The sequence below is a fragment of the Rhodococcus sp. 14-2483-1-2 genome, assembly GCF_002259405.1.
Classification (GTDB): Bacteria; Actinomycetota; Actinomycetes; order Mycobacteriales; family Mycobacteriaceae; genus Rhodococcoides.
On the sequence record NZ_NPFW01000008.1, the window covers coordinates 179,850 to 196,198 of the forward strand.

Genomic DNA, 16,349 nt, shown 5'->3' on the forward strand with positions numbered 1-16,349 from the left:
CGCTACTGCGTGTACGAGCTCATGAAGTTACCGAGCCGCTCCAGCGCCGTTCCGAGATCGTCGACGTTGGGCAAGGTCACGAGCCGGAAGTGATCGGGCACATCCCAATTGAAGGCGCGGCCGTGGCTGACGAGGATCTTCTCGGATTCGAGGAGGTCGAGTACGAATTTCTCGTCGTCGACGATCCCGAAGCGGTCGGTGTCGAGCTTGGGGAACATGTACAGCGCACCCGCTGCCTGCACGCAGCTGATTCCGTCGATCGAGTTGAGCATGCGATGCGCGAGGTCACGTTGCGCGGTCAGCCTCCCCGCCGGAAGAAGGAGATCTTCGATCGACTGCCTGCCGCCGAGCGCAGTCTGTATCGCGTGTTGCGCCGGCACATTCGCGCACATCCGCATGTTGGACAGCAGGGTGATGCCCTCGATGAAACTCGCCGCGCGTCGACGCGGACCCGTGATCGCCAGCCATCCCGCCCGAAATCCGCATACCCGGTACGCCTTCGACAGACCCGAGTAGGTCAGGCACAGAACATCTTTGCCCGTCAGAGTCGCGAGATTGATCATCTCCGCACCGTCGTAGACGATCTTCTCGTAGATCTCGTCGGCCAGCAGAATCAGATCGTGCTTGCGGGCCAGATCGACGAATCGCTGCAGTGCCTCGCGTGGATACACAGCCCCCGTCGGGTTGTTGGGATTGATCACCACGATCGCGCGGGTGCGGGGTGTGATCTTGGCTTCGAGGTCCTCGAAGTCCGGGGCCCAATCCTGGCTTTCGTCGGCCAGATAATGGACGGGTACGCCTCCGGCCAGGGCCACCGAGCCGGTCCACAGCGGATAGTCGGGCGACGGGATCAATATTTCGTCTTCCGGGTTGCACAGGGCCTGCATCGTCATGGTGATCAATTCCGATACCCCGTTGCCGAGGTAGACGTCACCGACATCGAGATCGGTCAGGCCTTTGGTCTGGTAATACTGGACCACCGCTGTGCGGGCTGAGAACAGGCCCCGGGAGTCCGAATAGCCCTGTGCGGTGGGAAGGTTGCGGATCATCGCCATCATGATCTCGTCCGGTGCCTCGAAACCGAACGGGGCAGGATTGCCGACGTTCAGCCGCAGGATCGCGTGCCCCTGCTCCTCGAGCTCTTCGGTCTTGTCCAGAATGCGTCCACGAATGTCGTAGCGCACGTTTTCGAGCTTGCGCGCCTGATCGATCGATTTCGTCATTTCGAAAACTCCTCCCGCCGAACGGTCGGCGACATCCTGGTCCGGACCGCCACTGTTGCACACACGATGACCGCCGCTCCACCCACGAGCACCGGCCACGTCAAGCCCTCGCGCAGGATGATCGCGGCCCAGCAGATGGTCAGCACAGGTTGGATCAACTGGACCTGGCTGACGCTGGACATCGGACCGATCGCCAGTCCCCGGTACCAGGCGAAGAACCCGAGGTACATGCTCACCACCGCCAGGTAGCCGAAGGCCACCCACTCGGATGCCCCTGCTGTCGACGGTTGCTGCCACCACGCGAACGCGGCCGACGCGCCGGTGACCGGTACGGACACGACCAGCGCCCACGACACCGTCTGCCACGCACCGAGTTCTCGCGACAACAGGCCGCCCTCGGCGTATCCCACCGCTGCGGCGACCACTGCTCCGAGCAGCAACAGGTCCGACCACTGCAACCCCGTCGACTGTCCGCCCTGTACGGCAGCGAACCCGACCGCGACGGCGGCACCCACGCCAGCGACCACCCAGAACATCGGCCGGACCGGTTGCCGTTCGCGCACGATCGCAGTGGCGGCGGTGGCGGCCGGGAGCAACGCGATGACGACGGCGCTGTGTCCCGCCGATGCAGTGGTGAGGGCATACGAGGTGAGCACCGGGAAGCCGATGACAACACCGGCTGCGATCACCGCGAGCCGAATCCACTGCCACCCCTGCGGGAGTCGTTGCCCGGTGGCGGCGAGCGCTACCGCAGCCAGTGCGGCGGCGACCACAGCGCGACCGCAGCCGACGAAGAGCGGGGACAGGCCACCGGTGACGGCGACACGGGTCAGCGGCACCGTGAACGAGAACGCCGTGACGCCCGCCAGGCCCCAGAGCAGTCCGGCGCGGGATAGCAGACCCGTCCCAGACCGAGTAGCGCTACTATGCTGTGTCATGTCCGACGATAGCAGTTCCCGGATCGTGTCTGCACTGAGAACCTGGATTGCGACCGCGCCACCGGAAGCCCGGCTGCCGTCCACCCGTGCCCTGGTCGCCGAGCATTCGGCAAGCCCGGTCACGGTACAGAAGGCTCTCCGCACGCTCATCGCGCAAGGCGTCATCGAAAGCAGGCCTGGCGTCGGCACATTCGTCAAGACGGTGCGTACGGCCCGCCCCAACGATTACGGGTGGCAGACTGCAGCGCTGGGAGCGCCGGACAATCGCCTGCAACTTCCGGCGGCTCTGCAGTCGACATCGAGCGACGTGATTGCACTGCACTCGGGCTATCCGGCTCGGGAGTTGTTGCCGGAGCGGCTCGTTCACGCGGCCTTCACTCGGGCGTCCCGCACCGACGCGGTGATCGCTCGGCCACCCACCGCCGGACTGCCGGAATTGCGGGCATGGTTCGCCGCCGAGTTGGGGGCGTCGACACCGTTGGGTATCACGCCACCGTCGGCCAGTGACGTCGTCATCATTCCCGGCAGCCAGACCGGACTCAGCACTGCATTTCGGGCGCTCGTCGGTGCCGGTCGGCCGTTGCTCATGGAGTCACCGACGTACTGGGGCGCGATCCTTGCCGCCACCCAGGCAGGTGTCCGCGTCGTACCGATACCCAGCGGCGTCGACGGTCCGGACCCCGACGCGCTCGCCCGGGCATTCGCGCACACCGGAGCTCGGGCGTTCTATGCCCAACCGACATTCGCCAGCCCCACCGGTGCACAGTGGTCGCCCGCATTGTCCGAGCAGGTTCTCGCCACTGTTCGACGCCACGGCGCGTTTCTGATCGAGGACGACTCGGCCCACGATTTCGGCATCACCTCGGAGCCGAGTCCGCTGGCTGCACGAGACGACGCCGGGCATGTCGTGTACCTTCGCTCACTCACCAAGACGGTGTCGCCCTCGGTTCGCCTGGCAGGCCTGATCGCTCGCGGGCCCGCACACGAGCGCATCCTCGCCGATACGGGAGCCGAATCGATGTATGTCAGCGGGATTCTGCAGTCCGTCGCCTTGGACGTCGTCACTCAACCCGCCTGGCGTACTCATCTGCGGCGGCTGCGCACTCAGTTGGCTTCACGGCGAGACCTGTTGGCGAACAGCCTCATCGAGTTCGCACCCCGAGGCCATCTCGATGCGGTGCCGCGCGGTGGACTCAATCTCTGGATGCGCCTGCGTGACGACTCCGATCTGGAACATGTTGTGCAGGAATGCAAGTCGGCGGGTGTGATCGTCGGGGCCGGCGACGACTACTTTCCCGCCGAACCCGCCGGAAAGTATCTTCGACTCAACTACGCGGGCCCCGACCCCGGCGAGTTCGCCGATGCGGCACGCACGATCGGGTCGATCATCTGAGAGCGTTCGAGGCATCGACGGCAAACGTCGACTTCCGACCCCACACGAACCAGACCAGGGGACCGAGGAACGGGAACGCCAGTACGACGAAGATCCACACGGCCCGGCCTGCGACCGTGTAGTTGGGCGAGCCGATGATGCTGACCAGCGCAGCAACGAACAGTACGACCGCGCCGAGCACCGCCAGCAGAACGACGGTTCCCAAACCCCACCCCAGCACCTGTTCGGTGGTGGACGGTTGCTGAGACAGAAGTGTTGCGGCGTGCATGACGGTTCCTCCGATATCGCTGTGTCGTTGACCTGAACAACGTTACGAATCAGCAGGTCGCGCCACATCGGTCTGCGTGAGTATCTCCTCGTACATCTCGAGATGTACACGTGGTCGGAGTCAGGGCCGCGCCACAGTGGGTTACGTTGGTGCAGACTTACGTGACCCGGGGGGGACTGTGCAGAACGTCAAGAACGACTACGCCGCGTGGATGGAACTGGGGCCGGGCGGACTTCCCGCCAACGTCGGTGGCTGGCTGATCACCACTGCCCTGAGGCCACTTGCTCGACGCGATCCTCTGACGGTCGCCGGCACATCGAGTCCTGGTCTGCACTGGCATCTGGAGCCCCGATCCGGACCACGGCCGTCGATCGCGCCGTACCCGACACCCCATCGCCAACTCACCGATCGGGGTACCCCTTCCCTGATCGAGCGGTTGACTGCCGCCGTCACCGAGGAAGCCGGATCGGAATCGCCGTTTCATTTGGAGCGCAGTCGATTCGAGCGACGAGGCGACGCGCTGTATCTATCGAACACCGATAGCGCCGCGCCCTGGATCGCCCGAACCAAGGGGGAGATCCTGCACGTGCACGACAGCGAAGGCTCGATGCACGTGGTGATGCAGCCGGACGACGCCCAGACCGTCATCTCCGCGGGATGGGGCGAATTGCACCCCTTGGCCGGACGCCCGGTCCTCGGATTGCCCGAGACCTATGTCTTCCTCTATGCACCACGAGATTCCGACGACGTCCACGGGATCGAACTGATCATCCGACGCGCGGTCTCCACCGCGAGGGCCTGACTCTCCGCCCGGGCGGGCGGTCACCGGTTTTCATCGGACGCGCCTGTCAGGTGACGGAGCATATCTGCCCGCGTGATGGCGAGCATCGCGTCGAGCATCGGTTGATCGACGATGCGTCGCTGTCGCAGTGACACAGCGCCGTTCATTGCCGCCCAGGCATTCAGAACCAATGCACGGGGGACGACGTCGGTACCGGCGTCCTCCACCGCTCGCGTCACCGAATCGATGAGTTCTCCGAGTGCTGTGTCGATCCTGTTCTTCGCCTCGCCGACCGATGCGGACTCGGACTTGTCCACATCCGTCAGCGCCAGCAGTCGCAGCGCCAGTGGATTCTCGCGGTGGAACGCGATGTACCGGTCGAGGAACTCGGCAACCACACGGACGGGGTCGACCGCGTCGATGGGTGCAGACATCTGCTCGACGTGAGTGAGCGTCGTTCGCCACGCCAAAGCCGCGTAGACGTCGACCTTGCCTGCCCCGAAGTTGGCGTAGATCGAACTGACTGCCACATCTGCTGTTGCAGTGAGCATCTCGATCGTCGTTCCGCGATAGCCGTGCCGAAGGAAGAGCGTCCGACCGGCGTCGAGCACAGCGTTGTGCGTTCGACGCTTCCGCTTGTCGGTGGGGGTATCCAAGACCATAACTTTATCGTACTCTGATTCTGATATCGGAATCCAATTACGATAGAGGGGTAGCGATGACAGCCAACGAAGTACAGGCACCGGACAGCGGCAGCGCGGCGATGACCATGTTCCTCCCGCAGTCACCGTTCGTGCAGCAACTGGGCATCGAGCTGGTCGACATCGACGAGGGCACAGCTCGACTGCGGCTGCCGTACCGCGATGAGCTGTCCACCGTCGGCCGGATGCTGCACGGCGGAGTGATCGCCGGCTGCATCGATATCGGCATCATGACCGCCGCATGGGCCGGAGCCGCAGTGCCCGAAAAGCTTCGGGGCGTCACGGTCTCCATGTCTGTGCAGTTCATGGAGCCGGTGTATGCCGAGGGTGTCGACATCGTCGGTACTCGGATGCACGCGGGCCGGAGCCTGAAGACGTGTCGAGTCGACATCGTCGGGACCGAATCCGGCCGCCTCGTCGCAACCGGTACGGGAACCTACAAAGTGGGCTGAACTCTGGGCAGAAGCTGCCGAACATGTGACGATCGATGAATGACACTCGACGACATCGTGAACTTGGTCGGCAGCTTCGAGGGCACCGTGACGCAGCGCCCTTGAGAGGGTGATGGAACTCCCGAACTCGCTTGGGGCGATGCGTTCTTCTACTACTCACCCGACGGGACGATCCCGACCACTCAGCCGTTCGCAACGATCGTGACCAAGAACTACCCGGGTGACGAGATGTCCCAACTGAACAGGCCAGGCGCGTTCCGCGTCAATATCGTTGCAGGAAAGCAGGAATTCGAGGAGATCCTAGGAGTGACGCCCCGCGAGGCGGCCGACGCACCCCAGGCAGACCGCGACGACGCCATTGCCGCCCACCCTCAGTACGGCACTGCCGGCTGGCTGTCGGTGGTCAACCCGTCTTCGCAGACCGAGACACATGTTCGAGAACTACTGGACTCCGCCTACAACGTTGCCAAGAGCAGATACGAGCGACGCCGAGGCTGATCAGGCGAAGAAGTCGTCCATCGATCGGGACAGCCCATCGACATCCAGGCCGTTGGCCCGATCGTGTTCGGCCACTGTGCCGTACTTGCGACGCTCTCCCCCCTCCACCCCGATTCCCAGCACGCGATGCCGCATATCGGCCAGTGCCCGATCGACCTGCAGCACTGACGTTCCCGCGAGATACGGCTCGACGATCATGATGTCCGGCGCAGTCAGCGTCTCTCGTAGTGTGGCGCTGTCGAACGGCCTGATCGTCGACGCATGCAGCACCATCACGTCGCGCCCCGAGGCTGCGGCCAGAACCCGGTCCGTCATCGGACCGACGGAGATCACCGTTCCCGAATGTCCCCGCTGCAGAACGGTGAACGTCCAATCGGGCTGTCCGTACGGACGATCGTTGGACACCCCGTCCAGCCTGATGTAGACGCGATCGTCGGTGGACGCCGCACTGCTCATCATCCACTCGACCTCGTCTACGTGCCCAGGAACGTGGACCGTCCACCCGCCCAAGGTGTCGAGGAGAGCGACATCTCGCTGACCGAAATGAGTCTCGCCGCCCTGCGGCCACCCGTAGGACCCGCCGGAGCTCACCAGGATCGCTCCGACGTCCTGATGCCCCAGATCGAGTTTCACCTGTTCGAAGGGCCGCTCGATCAGGAACGGCGGGAAGGTGTGCACTATAGGACGCATTCCGGCCAGGGCCAGACCACCCGCAACACCGATCATCGCCTGCTCTCGAATCCCGACGTTGATCACCCGCGATCGGATATCGGGAGTGAGGTGCGGTTCGAGATATCCGACCCCGATCTCGGCCAACACCAACGCTGTTCGCTCGTTCTGCGCCAACAGTGGGGGCAGCAGACGGTAGAAGTACTCACGTTGGTCCAGCGATGCGCTCATCAGCTCTCCTTCGTTTCGACGTGAGCGACCATCACGTGCGGCCGGTCTGTGTGATCGGTGCGAAAGTCCTCGCGGAGAGCATCGTGATCTCGACCGTCGACGTCGGATGTGGACCACTCCTCGACCGCGAACCGCGACGCGATGCCGCCGGGCCACCCCAGCCCGGCAGAGTCGTTGTCGATCACCACGGCCGTCAGATTGCCCAAGTTCGAGCGCGCCGCGAATTGAATGGCCTCCATGTTGCTGCCCTCGTCGAGTTCCGCGTCTCCGATCAGTACGAAGACCCGGGCCCTTCTCTTCTGAATACGCAGCGCGACAGCAGTTCCTGCGGCCAGCGCCAATCCGTGTCCGAGCGATCCCGAACCGATATCGGCCCCGCGAACCAACGTGCGATCCGGATGATTGCCCAGCGGAGAGTGATAGCTGCCGAACGACGCGAGCTCGTTCGGCGTCAAGAATCCGCGCGCCGCAAGCACGGCGTAGTACGCCATCGGACCATGCCCTTTGGACAAATAGAACCGGTCACGGTCCGGGTCGTCGGGATTCGCTGGGTCGAGCCGCAGAACGTCGGAGTACAGCACCCACAGCACATCCAGTGTCGAAGTGGCACTGGTGCTGTGCTTCTCGTCGCCCGTCATCAGTGTCATGAGTTGCGGCAACTCGTCGAAAGTCATCTGCATGACCCCACCGTGCAACCTCGAGCGCACTCGAGGTCAAGCTTTCGGCTACACCCAACCGTCCGAGGAGCGGCCCGAGAAGTTCGCAAGGCGCTCCAAAGGCCCTGCGTCCGAGCGCGACTCCACGATAGGTCCGAACGGCACTCCCGGAACCCGGGCCTCCGCCGGCAGCATCGTTCTGAATTCTTCGGCCACCGGATGGACGAGAGCGGCATCGACTCGGGCCGACTGGCCTGTTGCCACCGCAAGATCCCATCCGTGCAGCAACAGCTCCCGGGCGTACCCCCACACCGCAGATCGACCCGGCACCGCGCCCCACGGAACCACGACGGGGGCGTCGAGCCTTGCGTCGTCGGCCCACGCCGCGCGCGCCTCGACCACAAGCCGGTCGAACGCTGCCACATCGTGATCGGCGGAGTACGGCGACACCGAGTCCGGGCTACCCAGTTCGGCGATCGCGATCAGCCTCGCCACCGTCGCGACGAGGTGACCTGCCAGCGTCCGGACGTCGAACTCGTCGCACGGGGTGGGAAGGTCGAGCTGTTCGGCTCGCACCGCACCGAGTAGCCCGCTCACCCATGCGGCGGACGTGAAATACACCTCGCGCGGATCTGTCTGTTGCGTGGTCTCGATGGTGTTCATTGTTCGGCCTTCCGTTCCGCGGCCGCCGTTGCGGCCTCCTGGACAGAAGTAAATCGGGTGAACATGACACCTTCTGTCATGTTTTGGTGAGAGACTTTTCGGGTGCGCGCAGACCGCTTGTTGTCCATCGTCATGCTGCTCCAACACCGGGGCAGACTGAATGCTGCCGACATCGCAGCGGAGCTCGAAGTATCGACGCGGACCGTATTGCGCGACATCGAAGCGTTGTCCTCGGCGGGCATCCCGGTCTACACCGATCGCGGTCGCGGTGGCGGCATCAGTCTGCTGCCCGGCTACCGGACCGAGCTGACCGGACTGACCGCCGAGGAGGCAACGGCATTGCTGGCCTCCGGCTCCGGACGAGTGGCGACCCCGGCGTTCGCGCGCGCGATGCGCAAAGTCGCCGCCGCGATACCCGAGGCGCACCGAGCAGCGGCAAGCACTGCATCACAACGGATTCTGGTCCGGCCCGACGGGTTTGCCTATCCCCACGAACCCGAGGACCATCTGCCGGAGTTGCAGCGTGTCGTCGTCGACGGTAAGCGGATACGCGTGTCGTATCGCAATCGTGTCGGTGCGGTAGCCGAGAGAATCCTGGACCCCATCGGACTCGTGTACGCCGGTGATCACTGGTACCTGCTCGCCGCGCGCGACGGCACCGAACGTGTCTATCGAGTATCACGAATCGACAGTCTGGACATGCTCGACGAGTCCGCGAACCGCAGTGATGTCGTGGATCTGGAAGCGGCGTTCACAGCACACTGGAAATCCTTTCGCGCAAGTTTGGCCCACATCGAAATCACCTGCCTCGTGGACGATTCAGAGTGGGTCACGTTGACGAAGAACGTAGTTCGAGTGATCAGCGACGACATGCAGGACGACGGACGGCACCTCGCAGTCATCGAGTTCTCCGGACACGATCACGCGACGGGAGCGCTGTGGCACTGCGGGCCCGGCGTCACTGTGTTGCAGCCGAATTCACTTCGAGACGAACTGGCCCAACGCGCGAGGGCTACTGCGCAGTTGTACTGCTGACATTTCGCGGCCGGGCTCTTCTCGGTATGTGCGATCAGTGTCCACTATTTCTACGCCGATACGCTTTTCCGATTCTGAGCCGAGTTGTGGACACTGAGGTCACCGCCGACCGTATTCTCATGACATGCCGCGAACACACCTCGCTGTAGCGGGGACGTCCATCGACTGCGCCGATCCGGTGCAACTCGCGCACTTCTATCTCGCGCTACTCGGCGGTGAGTTGTTGTGGGAGAACTCCGAGAGCGTTGGGCTTCGCACACAATCCGGCCTGTGCATCGTTGCGCAGACGGTCGAGAACTACATCCCGGCCGTATGGCCCTCGACTTCCATCGTGCATTTCGACGTGGATGCGGGAGGGGACCTTGCCGGATCCGTCGCCTACGCGGTCGAATGCGGTGCCAGGGAAGCAGCAGAGCAGCCGGACCCACGATGGCGAGTTCTCCTCGACCCCGCCGGCCACCCTTTCTGCATCACCACGGAGGTGTACGACAGTTGACGGGGGCAATAGCCTGAGATGGTGCGCAATCTCGTCGTCGTTCTGCTCCTGTTCGGATTCATTGTCGGATTGGTGCCGTTGGGCTGGTACCTGATCGGCGAGATGACCACCAACACAAGTGGCGTCGTGTATTCGGGTGGCTACGAGCCGCTGTACGGAGTCACGATGAGCGAAGAATTCGTGGACTCCATGAACGATTCGTTCAACCGACGAACTCGAGGCCTGTCGACGCTGTGGCTGTACCTGGTCCCCATTGCTACCGCAGCTCTCGGTGCGCTGACCGGAATCGTTCTCGGAAAGTTCGGATTCGCGCTCACCCGCAGACGAACTCGAGAGGTCTGAGGTGGCAGGGACTGCAGAAGTCGAGCTGAACCTCGACGACATTCAGCGCGTGGCGGCGTTCGCAGCTACCTGCGCACGACGGGCATTGCCGATCTACGAGATTGTCCACCCCGACGATGTGCGTCCACGCGCGGCAATCGACGGTGCCGAGGCGTTCGCCGAAACCGGCCAACGCACGGCAGCACTCCGCCAACTCGCCTGGGCAGCACACAAAGCTGCCCGCGAGGTGCCGGCATCTGCGGCCACGGACGCCGCACTGTCCGCAATGCACGCCGCCGGTGCTGCCTTTCTCCATCCGCTGTACAGCCCACATCAGGTCAAACACATTCTCGGATCTGCCGTGCATCTGGTGCTCGCCGACCCCAAAGCTGCTGCAGAGCAAATCGAATGGGTTCGCAACCACGCCGACCCCGCCGTTCGAGCGGTTCTGGGACGATTTCCGCCACCGCTTGCCGGGCGCTCGAGGTTCGGCGTGCTCATGGCCCGACTCGATACCGAATTGCGCCGTTGACGCGTTGCCCATATCGGGGTGCGGTGACAGCATGGGAAGATGAACGACCGTCAACGTCGGTGGACTCGATATCTGCTCGGTATCTGGCTGACCTTGCTCGTGTTCTCGACGATCGCCGACATCGTGACGGAACCATCATTGTGGAACTGGACAAAGCTGGCAGTGCTGGCGATTGCCGCCCCGTGGCTCTGGCACCGACACGGCCGGGCCTGGCTGATGCCCGAGAAGATCGGACCCGAAGCTGTACCCGCCGGGGATGTCGAGGCAGTGGTCGCAGAATCCGGCAGAACTGTCCACGCCATCAAAGCGCTGCGAGAGATGCATCCCGGTCTCGGTCTGCTCGATGCGAAGAATCTCGTCCAACCGGACCACTGACGGAGGACAAGGCGATGACATCGGCCAGCGGCACACGTGCAGTGCAGGATCCCGCCGAATTCATCGAGGCCGCAACTCTGTTGATCGATTTCAATCGTGAATACGACTATCCGGTGCCCGAAACTGATTGGCTTGCCACACATCTCGACACTCTGGTGAAGTCCGGCGACACCAGCGTGCTGACATTCGGGGCTCCCGCCATCGGGGTGGCCGTGCTGCGATTTCGGATCGGTACGCTGAGCGCAGACCTGGAGGCCTATCTCGCCGAGTTCTACGTCCAGCCCGGTCTTCGCGGGAAGGGTTACGGCACAATCTTTCTCGACGCCGTCATCGAGCACGCGCGCGGCAGGGGTGCCACCTACATGGACCTCAACACCTCCGAGGACGACGAGGCGGCGCGACACGTGTACGAAAAGCGTGGCTTCGACTGTCACGAAGGCCAGGGCAACGGACCCAAGGCTCTGTACTACGAACTCGAACTGGACTGACGCAGGAGATGTAGCCTGGTCATATGGTTAGCCGAGATAACAGCTCGACGTCGTTCGGGGCCGTCGCCGACGTGTACGAATCTGCTCGCCCCGACTACCCGTCGGCCGCGGTCGAATGGCTGCTGGAATCCGTTCTCGAGGCCGGCGAGCGCCCTCTTGTCGCCGATGTCGGAGCCGGGACCGGCAAGCTCACCCGCATCATCACCGCCGCCGGGTGCGATGCCGTCGCCGTCGACCCTGATCCCGCCATGCTCGACGCCTTGCGCGACGCGGTGCCCGGCGTTCCCGCCCACGTCGGCACTGCCGAATCCCTCCCGCTGGACGACGGGAGCGTCGATGCCGTTCTGCTCGGACAGGCCTGGCACTGGGTCGAGCCAGTGGCCGCGTCAGCCGAGATCGGCCGGGTCCTCCGCCCGGGCGGCACCCTGGGACTGATCTGGAATATTCGAGACGAATCGGTGCCGTGGGTTCGGCGACTGAACTCGGTGGTCTCGCGCGGTGGAGCGCTGGCCATGTTCGACGACGGTCCACCACCGGTCGCAGAACCCTTCCATCAGCTCGACGAAGAGCGGTGGACGTGGTCGCGCACGGTGACCCGGTCCCAGTTGACCGACCTGGTCAAGTCGCGCAGTTTCTACATCACCGCGACCACCGATGAGCGCAACGGCATCGATCGGAATCTCACCGCACTGTTCGACGATGTGGGACTGACGGGATCGACGACGATCGAACTGCCCTATGTGACAAGGGGGTTCCGCGCCACACGGCCGATCCGATAGCTCTTTCCCCACCTTGGAGTCGCCACAGCCGAGCAAAACGAATATGATTCCCAATAAGTGGGTACCGGTTCGAGTTCGAGGAGCTACAACATGGCGTTTCCGATCATCGTCGCGAAGGCAGTATCGACGGTCGTGACAGGCGCAGTCGGCGTCGCCGCGTACAACGGCGCCAAGAAGCTGTACGAGAAGACTCCCGTCCGCAAGGCTGCGGTATCGGCAACCGAACTCGGACTTCGCGCCGCACGGAAGGCCGAGATCCACGCCGAGTCCGCACGTTTGGCCGTGTCGGATGTCGTCGCCGAGGCACGCGACCGGCTCGGCGAAGAAGTTCCGCCGCCCTCGGCCACCGAAGTCGGCCACGGTCACTCGCACTGACCACGGCAGTCGACCGACTATGATGACGCTCGTCGAACACCCGCTCGGTGTGGCTCCCGACCTCGCGGACGGCATCGAAGTCTTGTCCGACGCTGCCGGCCGGATGCGGATTCGCGTCGACTGGCTGAGGTCGAGTCCAGGCCGCGCGGTCGCCGTCGAAGACCATGTGGACAAGATTCGCGGCGTGCGGGCCATCCACGCGTACCCCCGCACCGCGTCGGTTGTCGTCTGGTACTCCCGCTCCCGCATCGACCGGGCCGAGCTGTTCGACGCGGTGAACGCGGGTCGCACGACCGACTGGGGATTGGTACCCGTACGTAGCCCACGGTCTGCGGACGTCACCAGCGGCGACGTCCTGCGGATGACCATAGGCGGCGCGGCTCTGATCCTGCTCGGCTTCCGTCGCTACGCCTTCCGGCGACCACCCATCCTCGGCCCCACCAGCCGTGTCGTGGCCACCGGAGCCACCATCTTCACCGGTTATCCGTTCCTGAGAGGAGCACTCCGCTCGCTGGCCGGAAACCGGTCGGCCGGCACCGACGCGCTCGTCAGTGCGGCGACCGTGGCCAGTCTCGTACTCCGCGAGAATGTCGTTGCCCTGACTGTGCTGTGGCTGCTCAACATCGGCGAGTACCTGCAGGAGCTGACGCTCAAGCGCACTCGCCGCGCCATCTCGGATCTTCTGACCGGCACGCAGGACACCGCGTGGATTCGGCTTCCCGACGGTTCCGAGATCTCCGTCGATGTCGATCGGTTGGAGATCGGCGACGAGGTCGTCGTGCACGATCACGTCGGCGTTCCGGTGGACGGGACCGTCGTCGACGGGGACGCGGTGGTCGACCAGTCGGCGATCACCGGCGAGACATTGCCGGTGTCGATCGTCGCAGGCGACCGCATCCATGCCGGATCCGTTGTCGTCAGGGGCCGCATAGTCATCCGCGCGTCTGCGGTAGGCCGAGATACGACGATCGGCCGCATCATCTCCCGCGTCGAGGAGGCACAGGAAGACCGCGCTCCGATTCAGACTGTAGGAGAGAACTTCTCGCGTCGCTTCGTGCCCGCGTCGTTCATCCTGTCGGCCCTCACCCTTCTTGTCACTCGCGATGTCCGACGAGCGATGACCATGCTGCTCGTCGCATGCCCGTGCGCGGTAGGTCTGTCGACTCCGACGGCCATCAGCGCTGCGATCGGAAACGGTGCTCGCCGAGGGATTCTCATCAAGGGTGGATCGCATCTCGAACAAGCAGGCAGGGTCGACGCCTTCGTGTTCGACAAGACCGGAACCCTCACTGTCGGACGCCCCGTCGTCACCAATGTCGTGTCCTTCCAGGACGACTGGGAGCCGGAACAGGTGCTGGCGTACGCCGCCAGTTCCGAGATCCACTCACGGCATCCGCTGGCCGAGGCCGTGATTCGCAGTACCGAGGAACGCCACATCGTCATCCCTCCGCACGAGGAGTGTGAGGTGCTCGTGGGGCTCGGGATGCGCACGGTCGCAGATGGCCGGACCTTGCTGCTGGGCAGTCCTTCTCTACTGCGCGGCGAAAGTGTGGACGTGTCCGAGTATGCGGCCGACTGGGTCTCGCGACTTCAGCGGCAGGCCGAGACCCCATTGCTCCTCGCAGTCGACGGGGTGTTGGTCGGGTTGATCAGCCTGCGCGACGAGGTCCGGTCGAATGCTCTGGAAGTGTTGAATGCGCTCCGTGCCGACGGTGTGGAACGCATCGTCATGCTCACCGGAGATCACCCCGAGACCGCTGCGGCCGTAGCCGCCGAACTGGGCATCGCCGAGTGGCGAGCCGAGGTGATGCCCGATGACAAACTCGAGGCCGTCCGCAAGCTCCAAGAAGAGGGATACGTCGTCGCCATGGTCGGAGACGGCACCAACGACGCTCCCGCCCTGGCCGTCGCCGATATCGGAATCGCAATGGGATTGGCGGGCACCGATGTTGCCGTCGAAACGGCCGATGTAGCTTTGGCCAGCGATGATCTGACACGGTTGCTCGACGTTCGCGACCTCGGCCGACACTCGGTGTCCGTCATCCGACAGAACTACGGAATGTCGATCGCAGTGAACGCGCTGGGCCTCGTGGTCAGCGCCGGTGGAGCACTGTCTCCGGTGCTCGCCGCGATTCTGCACAACGCATCCTCGGTCGCGGTCGTCGGCAACAGCTCGCGACTTATCCGATACCGAATCTGATCAGTAACGTCCGAAGGCAAGGGCGACGTTGTGCCCGCCGAACCCGATCGACGTGCTCAACGCGTAGTCGATCTTCTTGCTGCGCCTCGAACGAACGACATCGAGATCGATTGCAGGGTCCTGATTGTCAAGGTTCAGCGTGGGCGGTACCACCGAATCACGGATCGACAGCATCGTGAGAATCGCCTCCAGTGCGCCGACTGCACCGATGGAATGACCGAGTGCGGACTTCGGTGCGTAGACACACGCATGGCCGACAGTGGCGGCAATGGCCTTGGCCTCCGACAGATCACCTATCGGAGTCGCGGTTGCATGTGCATTCACGTGACCGATGTCCCGAGCACTCAAACCCGCTGCGCTGATTGCTTTTTCCATTGCCTTGCGAATTCCCCGACCCTCCGGATCGGGTGCCACGATATGAAACCCGTCCGAGGTGATGCCGGCACCCAGCAGCCGGCCATGAATCTGTGCACCACGAGCTACGGCATGCTGTTCCGACTCGACGATCAACAGCGCTCCAGCCTCCCCGAACACAAACCCGTCGCGATCACGATCGAAGGGCCTCGACGCGCGAGTCGGTTCGTCGTTGGGAGTGCTCATGGCACGCATCATCGAAAAGCTCGCGATCGGTACGGCATCGATATTCCCCTCGACGCCGCCCGCGATCACGACGTCCGCTTCGCCTGTTGCAACCAACCGCCACGCGTGAGCCAGAGCTTCCGAACCCGACGAACACGCCGATACCGGCGTGAACACCCCCGCACGGGCTCCGACCTCGAGTCCAATGTGAGCTGCAGGCCCATTCGGCATCACCATCGGCACCGACATCGGCGACACCTTTCGGTATCCACCTGCCCGCATCGCATCGACGGCCCCGATCAACGCGTCACCGCCGCCCAACCCGGTGCCCACTGCCACGGCGAGTCGATCCGGATCCATATCCTTCAGCCCTGCATCACGCCAGAGTCGTCGTCCGAGCACTACCGCCAGCTGCTCGACGAAGGACAGTCTCCGCTGCTCCACGCGGGTCAGATGATCGGCCAGTGCCATCTGCAACACCCCGCCGATGCGAACAGGAAGGTCGTAATCCGAGACGAACGCACTCTCGAGGGGGCCGATCCCGCTGCGACCGTCGAGCAAGCACTCCCAGGTGGTGTCGGCGTCGTCCGCCAGCGCCGTCGTCGCAACGTACCCGGTGATGACTACGTTGCGCCGCGTTTGTGTAGCGATCGGTTCACTCATGGTGTTCATGAATACATGTAGCGACCGGTACAG

Annotated in this window: 20 protein-coding genes and 1 pseudogene; 13 read left to right on the forward strand and 8 right to left on the reverse strand. The window is 63.9% G+C overall.

All coding sequences use genetic code 11. The annotated features are described in order from the left end of the window. Nucleotides 1-2 precede the first annotated feature (2 nt). Both CH295_RS08825 and CH295_RS08830 read right to left on the reverse strand, forming a co-directional pair. On the reverse strand, nucleotides 3-1,223 hold the full coding sequence (locus tag CH295_RS08825) for a pyridoxal phosphate-dependent aminotransferase (protein ID WP_094740428.1): 1,221 nt from the start codon (nucleotides 1,221-1,223) through the stop codon (nucleotides 3-5). After that, nucleotides 1,220-2,161 (reverse strand): DMT family transporter, encoded by a 942-nt coding sequence (locus tag CH295_RS08830; protein WP_094740429.1) that lies wholly within the window; start codon nucleotides 2,159-2,161, stop codon nucleotides 1,220-1,222. Before CH295_RS08830 ends, CH295_RS08825 begins: the two co-directional genes overlap by 4 nt. Between CH295_RS08830 and CH295_RS08835 the strand changes: the two genes are divergently transcribed. Then, the gene (locus CH295_RS08835; protein WP_094740430.1) at nucleotides 2,160-3,554 is read left to right on the forward strand and encodes an aminotransferase-like domain-containing protein; all 1,395 of its coding nucleotides are present in this window, start codon (nucleotides 2,160-2,162) and stop codon (nucleotides 3,552-3,554) included. The genes CH295_RS08830 and CH295_RS08835 overlap by 2 nt on opposite strands. On the opposite strand, the gene CH295_RS08840 is transcribed toward CH295_RS08835, so the two are convergent. Then, entirely contained in the window at nucleotides 3,547-3,822 is a 276-nt protein-coding gene (locus tag CH295_RS08840) for a PLD nuclease N-terminal domain-containing protein (protein ID WP_037195164.1), read from the reverse strand. The genes CH295_RS08835 and CH295_RS08840 overlap by 8 nt on opposite strands. Nucleotides 3,823-4,000: 178 nt before the next feature. Between CH295_RS08840 and CH295_RS08845 the strand changes: the two genes are divergently transcribed. Then, complete coding sequence (locus CH295_RS08845) at nucleotides 4,001-4,624, forward strand: luciferase domain-containing protein (protein ID WP_094740431.1); 624 nt, start codon at nucleotides 4,001-4,003, stop codon at nucleotides 4,622-4,624. 20 nt (nucleotides 4,625-4,644) lie between these two features. Here CH295_RS08845 and CH295_RS08850 read toward each other — a convergent pair whose 3' ends face one another. Then, complete coding sequence (locus CH295_RS08850) at nucleotides 4,645-5,265, reverse strand: TetR/AcrR family transcriptional regulator (protein ID WP_094740432.1); 621 nt, start codon at nucleotides 5,263-5,265, stop codon at nucleotides 4,645-4,647. Nucleotides 5,266-5,321: 56 nt separating this feature from the next. On the opposite strand from CH295_RS08850, the gene CH295_RS08855 reads away from it, so the two are divergent. Continuing rightward, nucleotides 5,322-5,756: a PaaI family thioesterase gene (locus CH295_RS08855; RefSeq protein WP_094740433.1), complete on the forward strand. Its 435-nt coding sequence runs from the start codon at nucleotides 5,322-5,324 to the stop codon at nucleotides 5,754-5,756. A gap of 138 nt (nucleotides 5,757-5,894) precedes the next feature. After that, nucleotides 5,895-6,254 (forward strand): annotated as a pseudogene (locus CH295_RS08860) (DUF6194 family protein); the annotation flags it as partial. On the opposite strand, the gene CH295_RS08865 reads toward CH295_RS08860, so the two are convergent. The 3 genes from CH295_RS08865 to CH295_RS08875 are packed head-to-tail and all read right to left on the reverse strand — an operon-like array spanning nucleotide 6,255 to nucleotide 8,473. Then, nucleotides 6,255-7,154, reverse strand: a complete 900-nt coding sequence (locus CH295_RS08865; protein WP_094740434.1) for a transketolase family protein — start codon at nucleotides 7,152-7,154, stop codon at nucleotides 6,255-6,257. Beyond that, nucleotides 7,154-7,834 carry a thiamine pyrophosphate-binding protein gene (locus CH295_RS08870; RefSeq protein WP_094740435.1) on the reverse strand — a complete coding sequence of 227 codons (681 nt, stop codon included), beginning with the start codon at nucleotides 7,832-7,834 and terminating at the stop codon, nucleotides 7,154-7,156. Before CH295_RS08870 ends, CH295_RS08865 begins: the two co-directional genes overlap by 1 nt. Before the next feature lie 45 nt (nucleotides 7,835-7,879). Further along, nucleotides 7,880-8,473, reverse strand: a complete 594-nt coding sequence (locus CH295_RS08875; protein WP_170945824.1) for a TIGR03086 family metal-binding protein — start codon at nucleotides 8,471-8,473, stop codon at nucleotides 7,880-7,882. A 102-nt stretch (nucleotides 8,474-8,575) separates the two neighbouring features. Here CH295_RS08875 and CH295_RS08880 point away from each other — a divergent pair, with 102 nt between their 5' ends. From CH295_RS08880 to CH295_RS08920, 9 genes are all read left to right on the forward strand, one after another. Then, complete coding sequence (locus tag CH295_RS08880) at nucleotides 8,576-9,508, forward strand: helix-turn-helix transcriptional regulator (RefSeq protein WP_094740436.1); 933 nt, start codon at nucleotides 8,576-8,578, stop codon at nucleotides 9,506-9,508. A 124-nt stretch (nucleotides 9,509-9,632) separates the two neighbouring features. Next, nucleotides 9,633-10,004, forward strand: coding sequence for a VOC family protein (locus CH295_RS08885; protein ID WP_094740437.1), 372 nt, complete (start codon nucleotides 9,633-9,635; stop codon nucleotides 10,002-10,004). A gap of 21 nt (nucleotides 10,005-10,025) precedes the next feature. Beyond that, nucleotides 10,026-10,346, forward strand: a complete 321-nt coding sequence (locus CH295_RS08890) for a hypothetical protein (RefSeq protein WP_170945825.1) — start codon at nucleotides 10,026-10,028, stop codon at nucleotides 10,344-10,346. A 1-nt stretch (nucleotide 10,347) separates the two neighbouring features. Next, complete coding sequence (locus tag CH295_RS08895) at nucleotides 10,348-10,857, forward strand: putative immunity protein (RefSeq protein ID WP_094740439.1); 510 nt, start codon at nucleotides 10,348-10,350, stop codon at nucleotides 10,855-10,857. 39 nt (nucleotides 10,858-10,896) lie between these two features. After that, nucleotides 10,897-11,232 carry a hypothetical protein gene (locus CH295_RS08900; RefSeq protein WP_094634950.1) on the forward strand — a complete coding sequence of 112 codons (336 nt, stop codon included), beginning with the start codon at nucleotides 10,897-10,899 and terminating at the stop codon, nucleotides 11,230-11,232. Nucleotides 11,233-11,246: 14 nt separating this feature from the next. Continuing rightward, nucleotides 11,247-11,720, forward strand: coding sequence for a GNAT family N-acetyltransferase (locus CH295_RS08905; RefSeq protein WP_094740440.1), 474 nt, complete (start codon nucleotides 11,247-11,249; stop codon nucleotides 11,718-11,720). Between the two features lie 23 nt (nucleotides 11,721-11,743). Beyond that, nucleotides 11,744-12,499: a class I SAM-dependent methyltransferase gene (locus CH295_RS08910; RefSeq protein ID WP_094740441.1), complete on the forward strand. Its 756-nt coding sequence runs from the start codon at nucleotides 11,744-11,746 to the stop codon at nucleotides 12,497-12,499. 90 nt (nucleotides 12,500-12,589) lie between these two features. Then, a complete protein-coding gene (locus CH295_RS08915) occupies nucleotides 12,590-12,874 on the forward strand; it encodes a DUF1490 family protein (protein ID WP_037195626.1) in 285 nt (94 codons plus the stop codon). A 22-nt stretch (nucleotides 12,875-12,896) separates the two neighbouring features. After that, nucleotides 12,897-15,074, forward strand: a complete 2,178-nt coding sequence (locus CH295_RS08920) for a heavy metal translocating P-type ATPase (protein WP_170945826.1) — start codon at nucleotides 12,897-12,899, stop codon at nucleotides 15,072-15,074. On the opposite strand, the gene CH295_RS08925 is transcribed toward CH295_RS08920, so the two are convergent. Further along, entirely contained in the window at nucleotides 15,075-16,325 is a 1,251-nt protein-coding gene (locus CH295_RS08925) for a KasA/KasB family beta-ketoacyl-ACP synthase (protein ID WP_502694479.1), read from the reverse strand. Nucleotides 16,326-16,349: the final 24 nt, after the last annotated feature.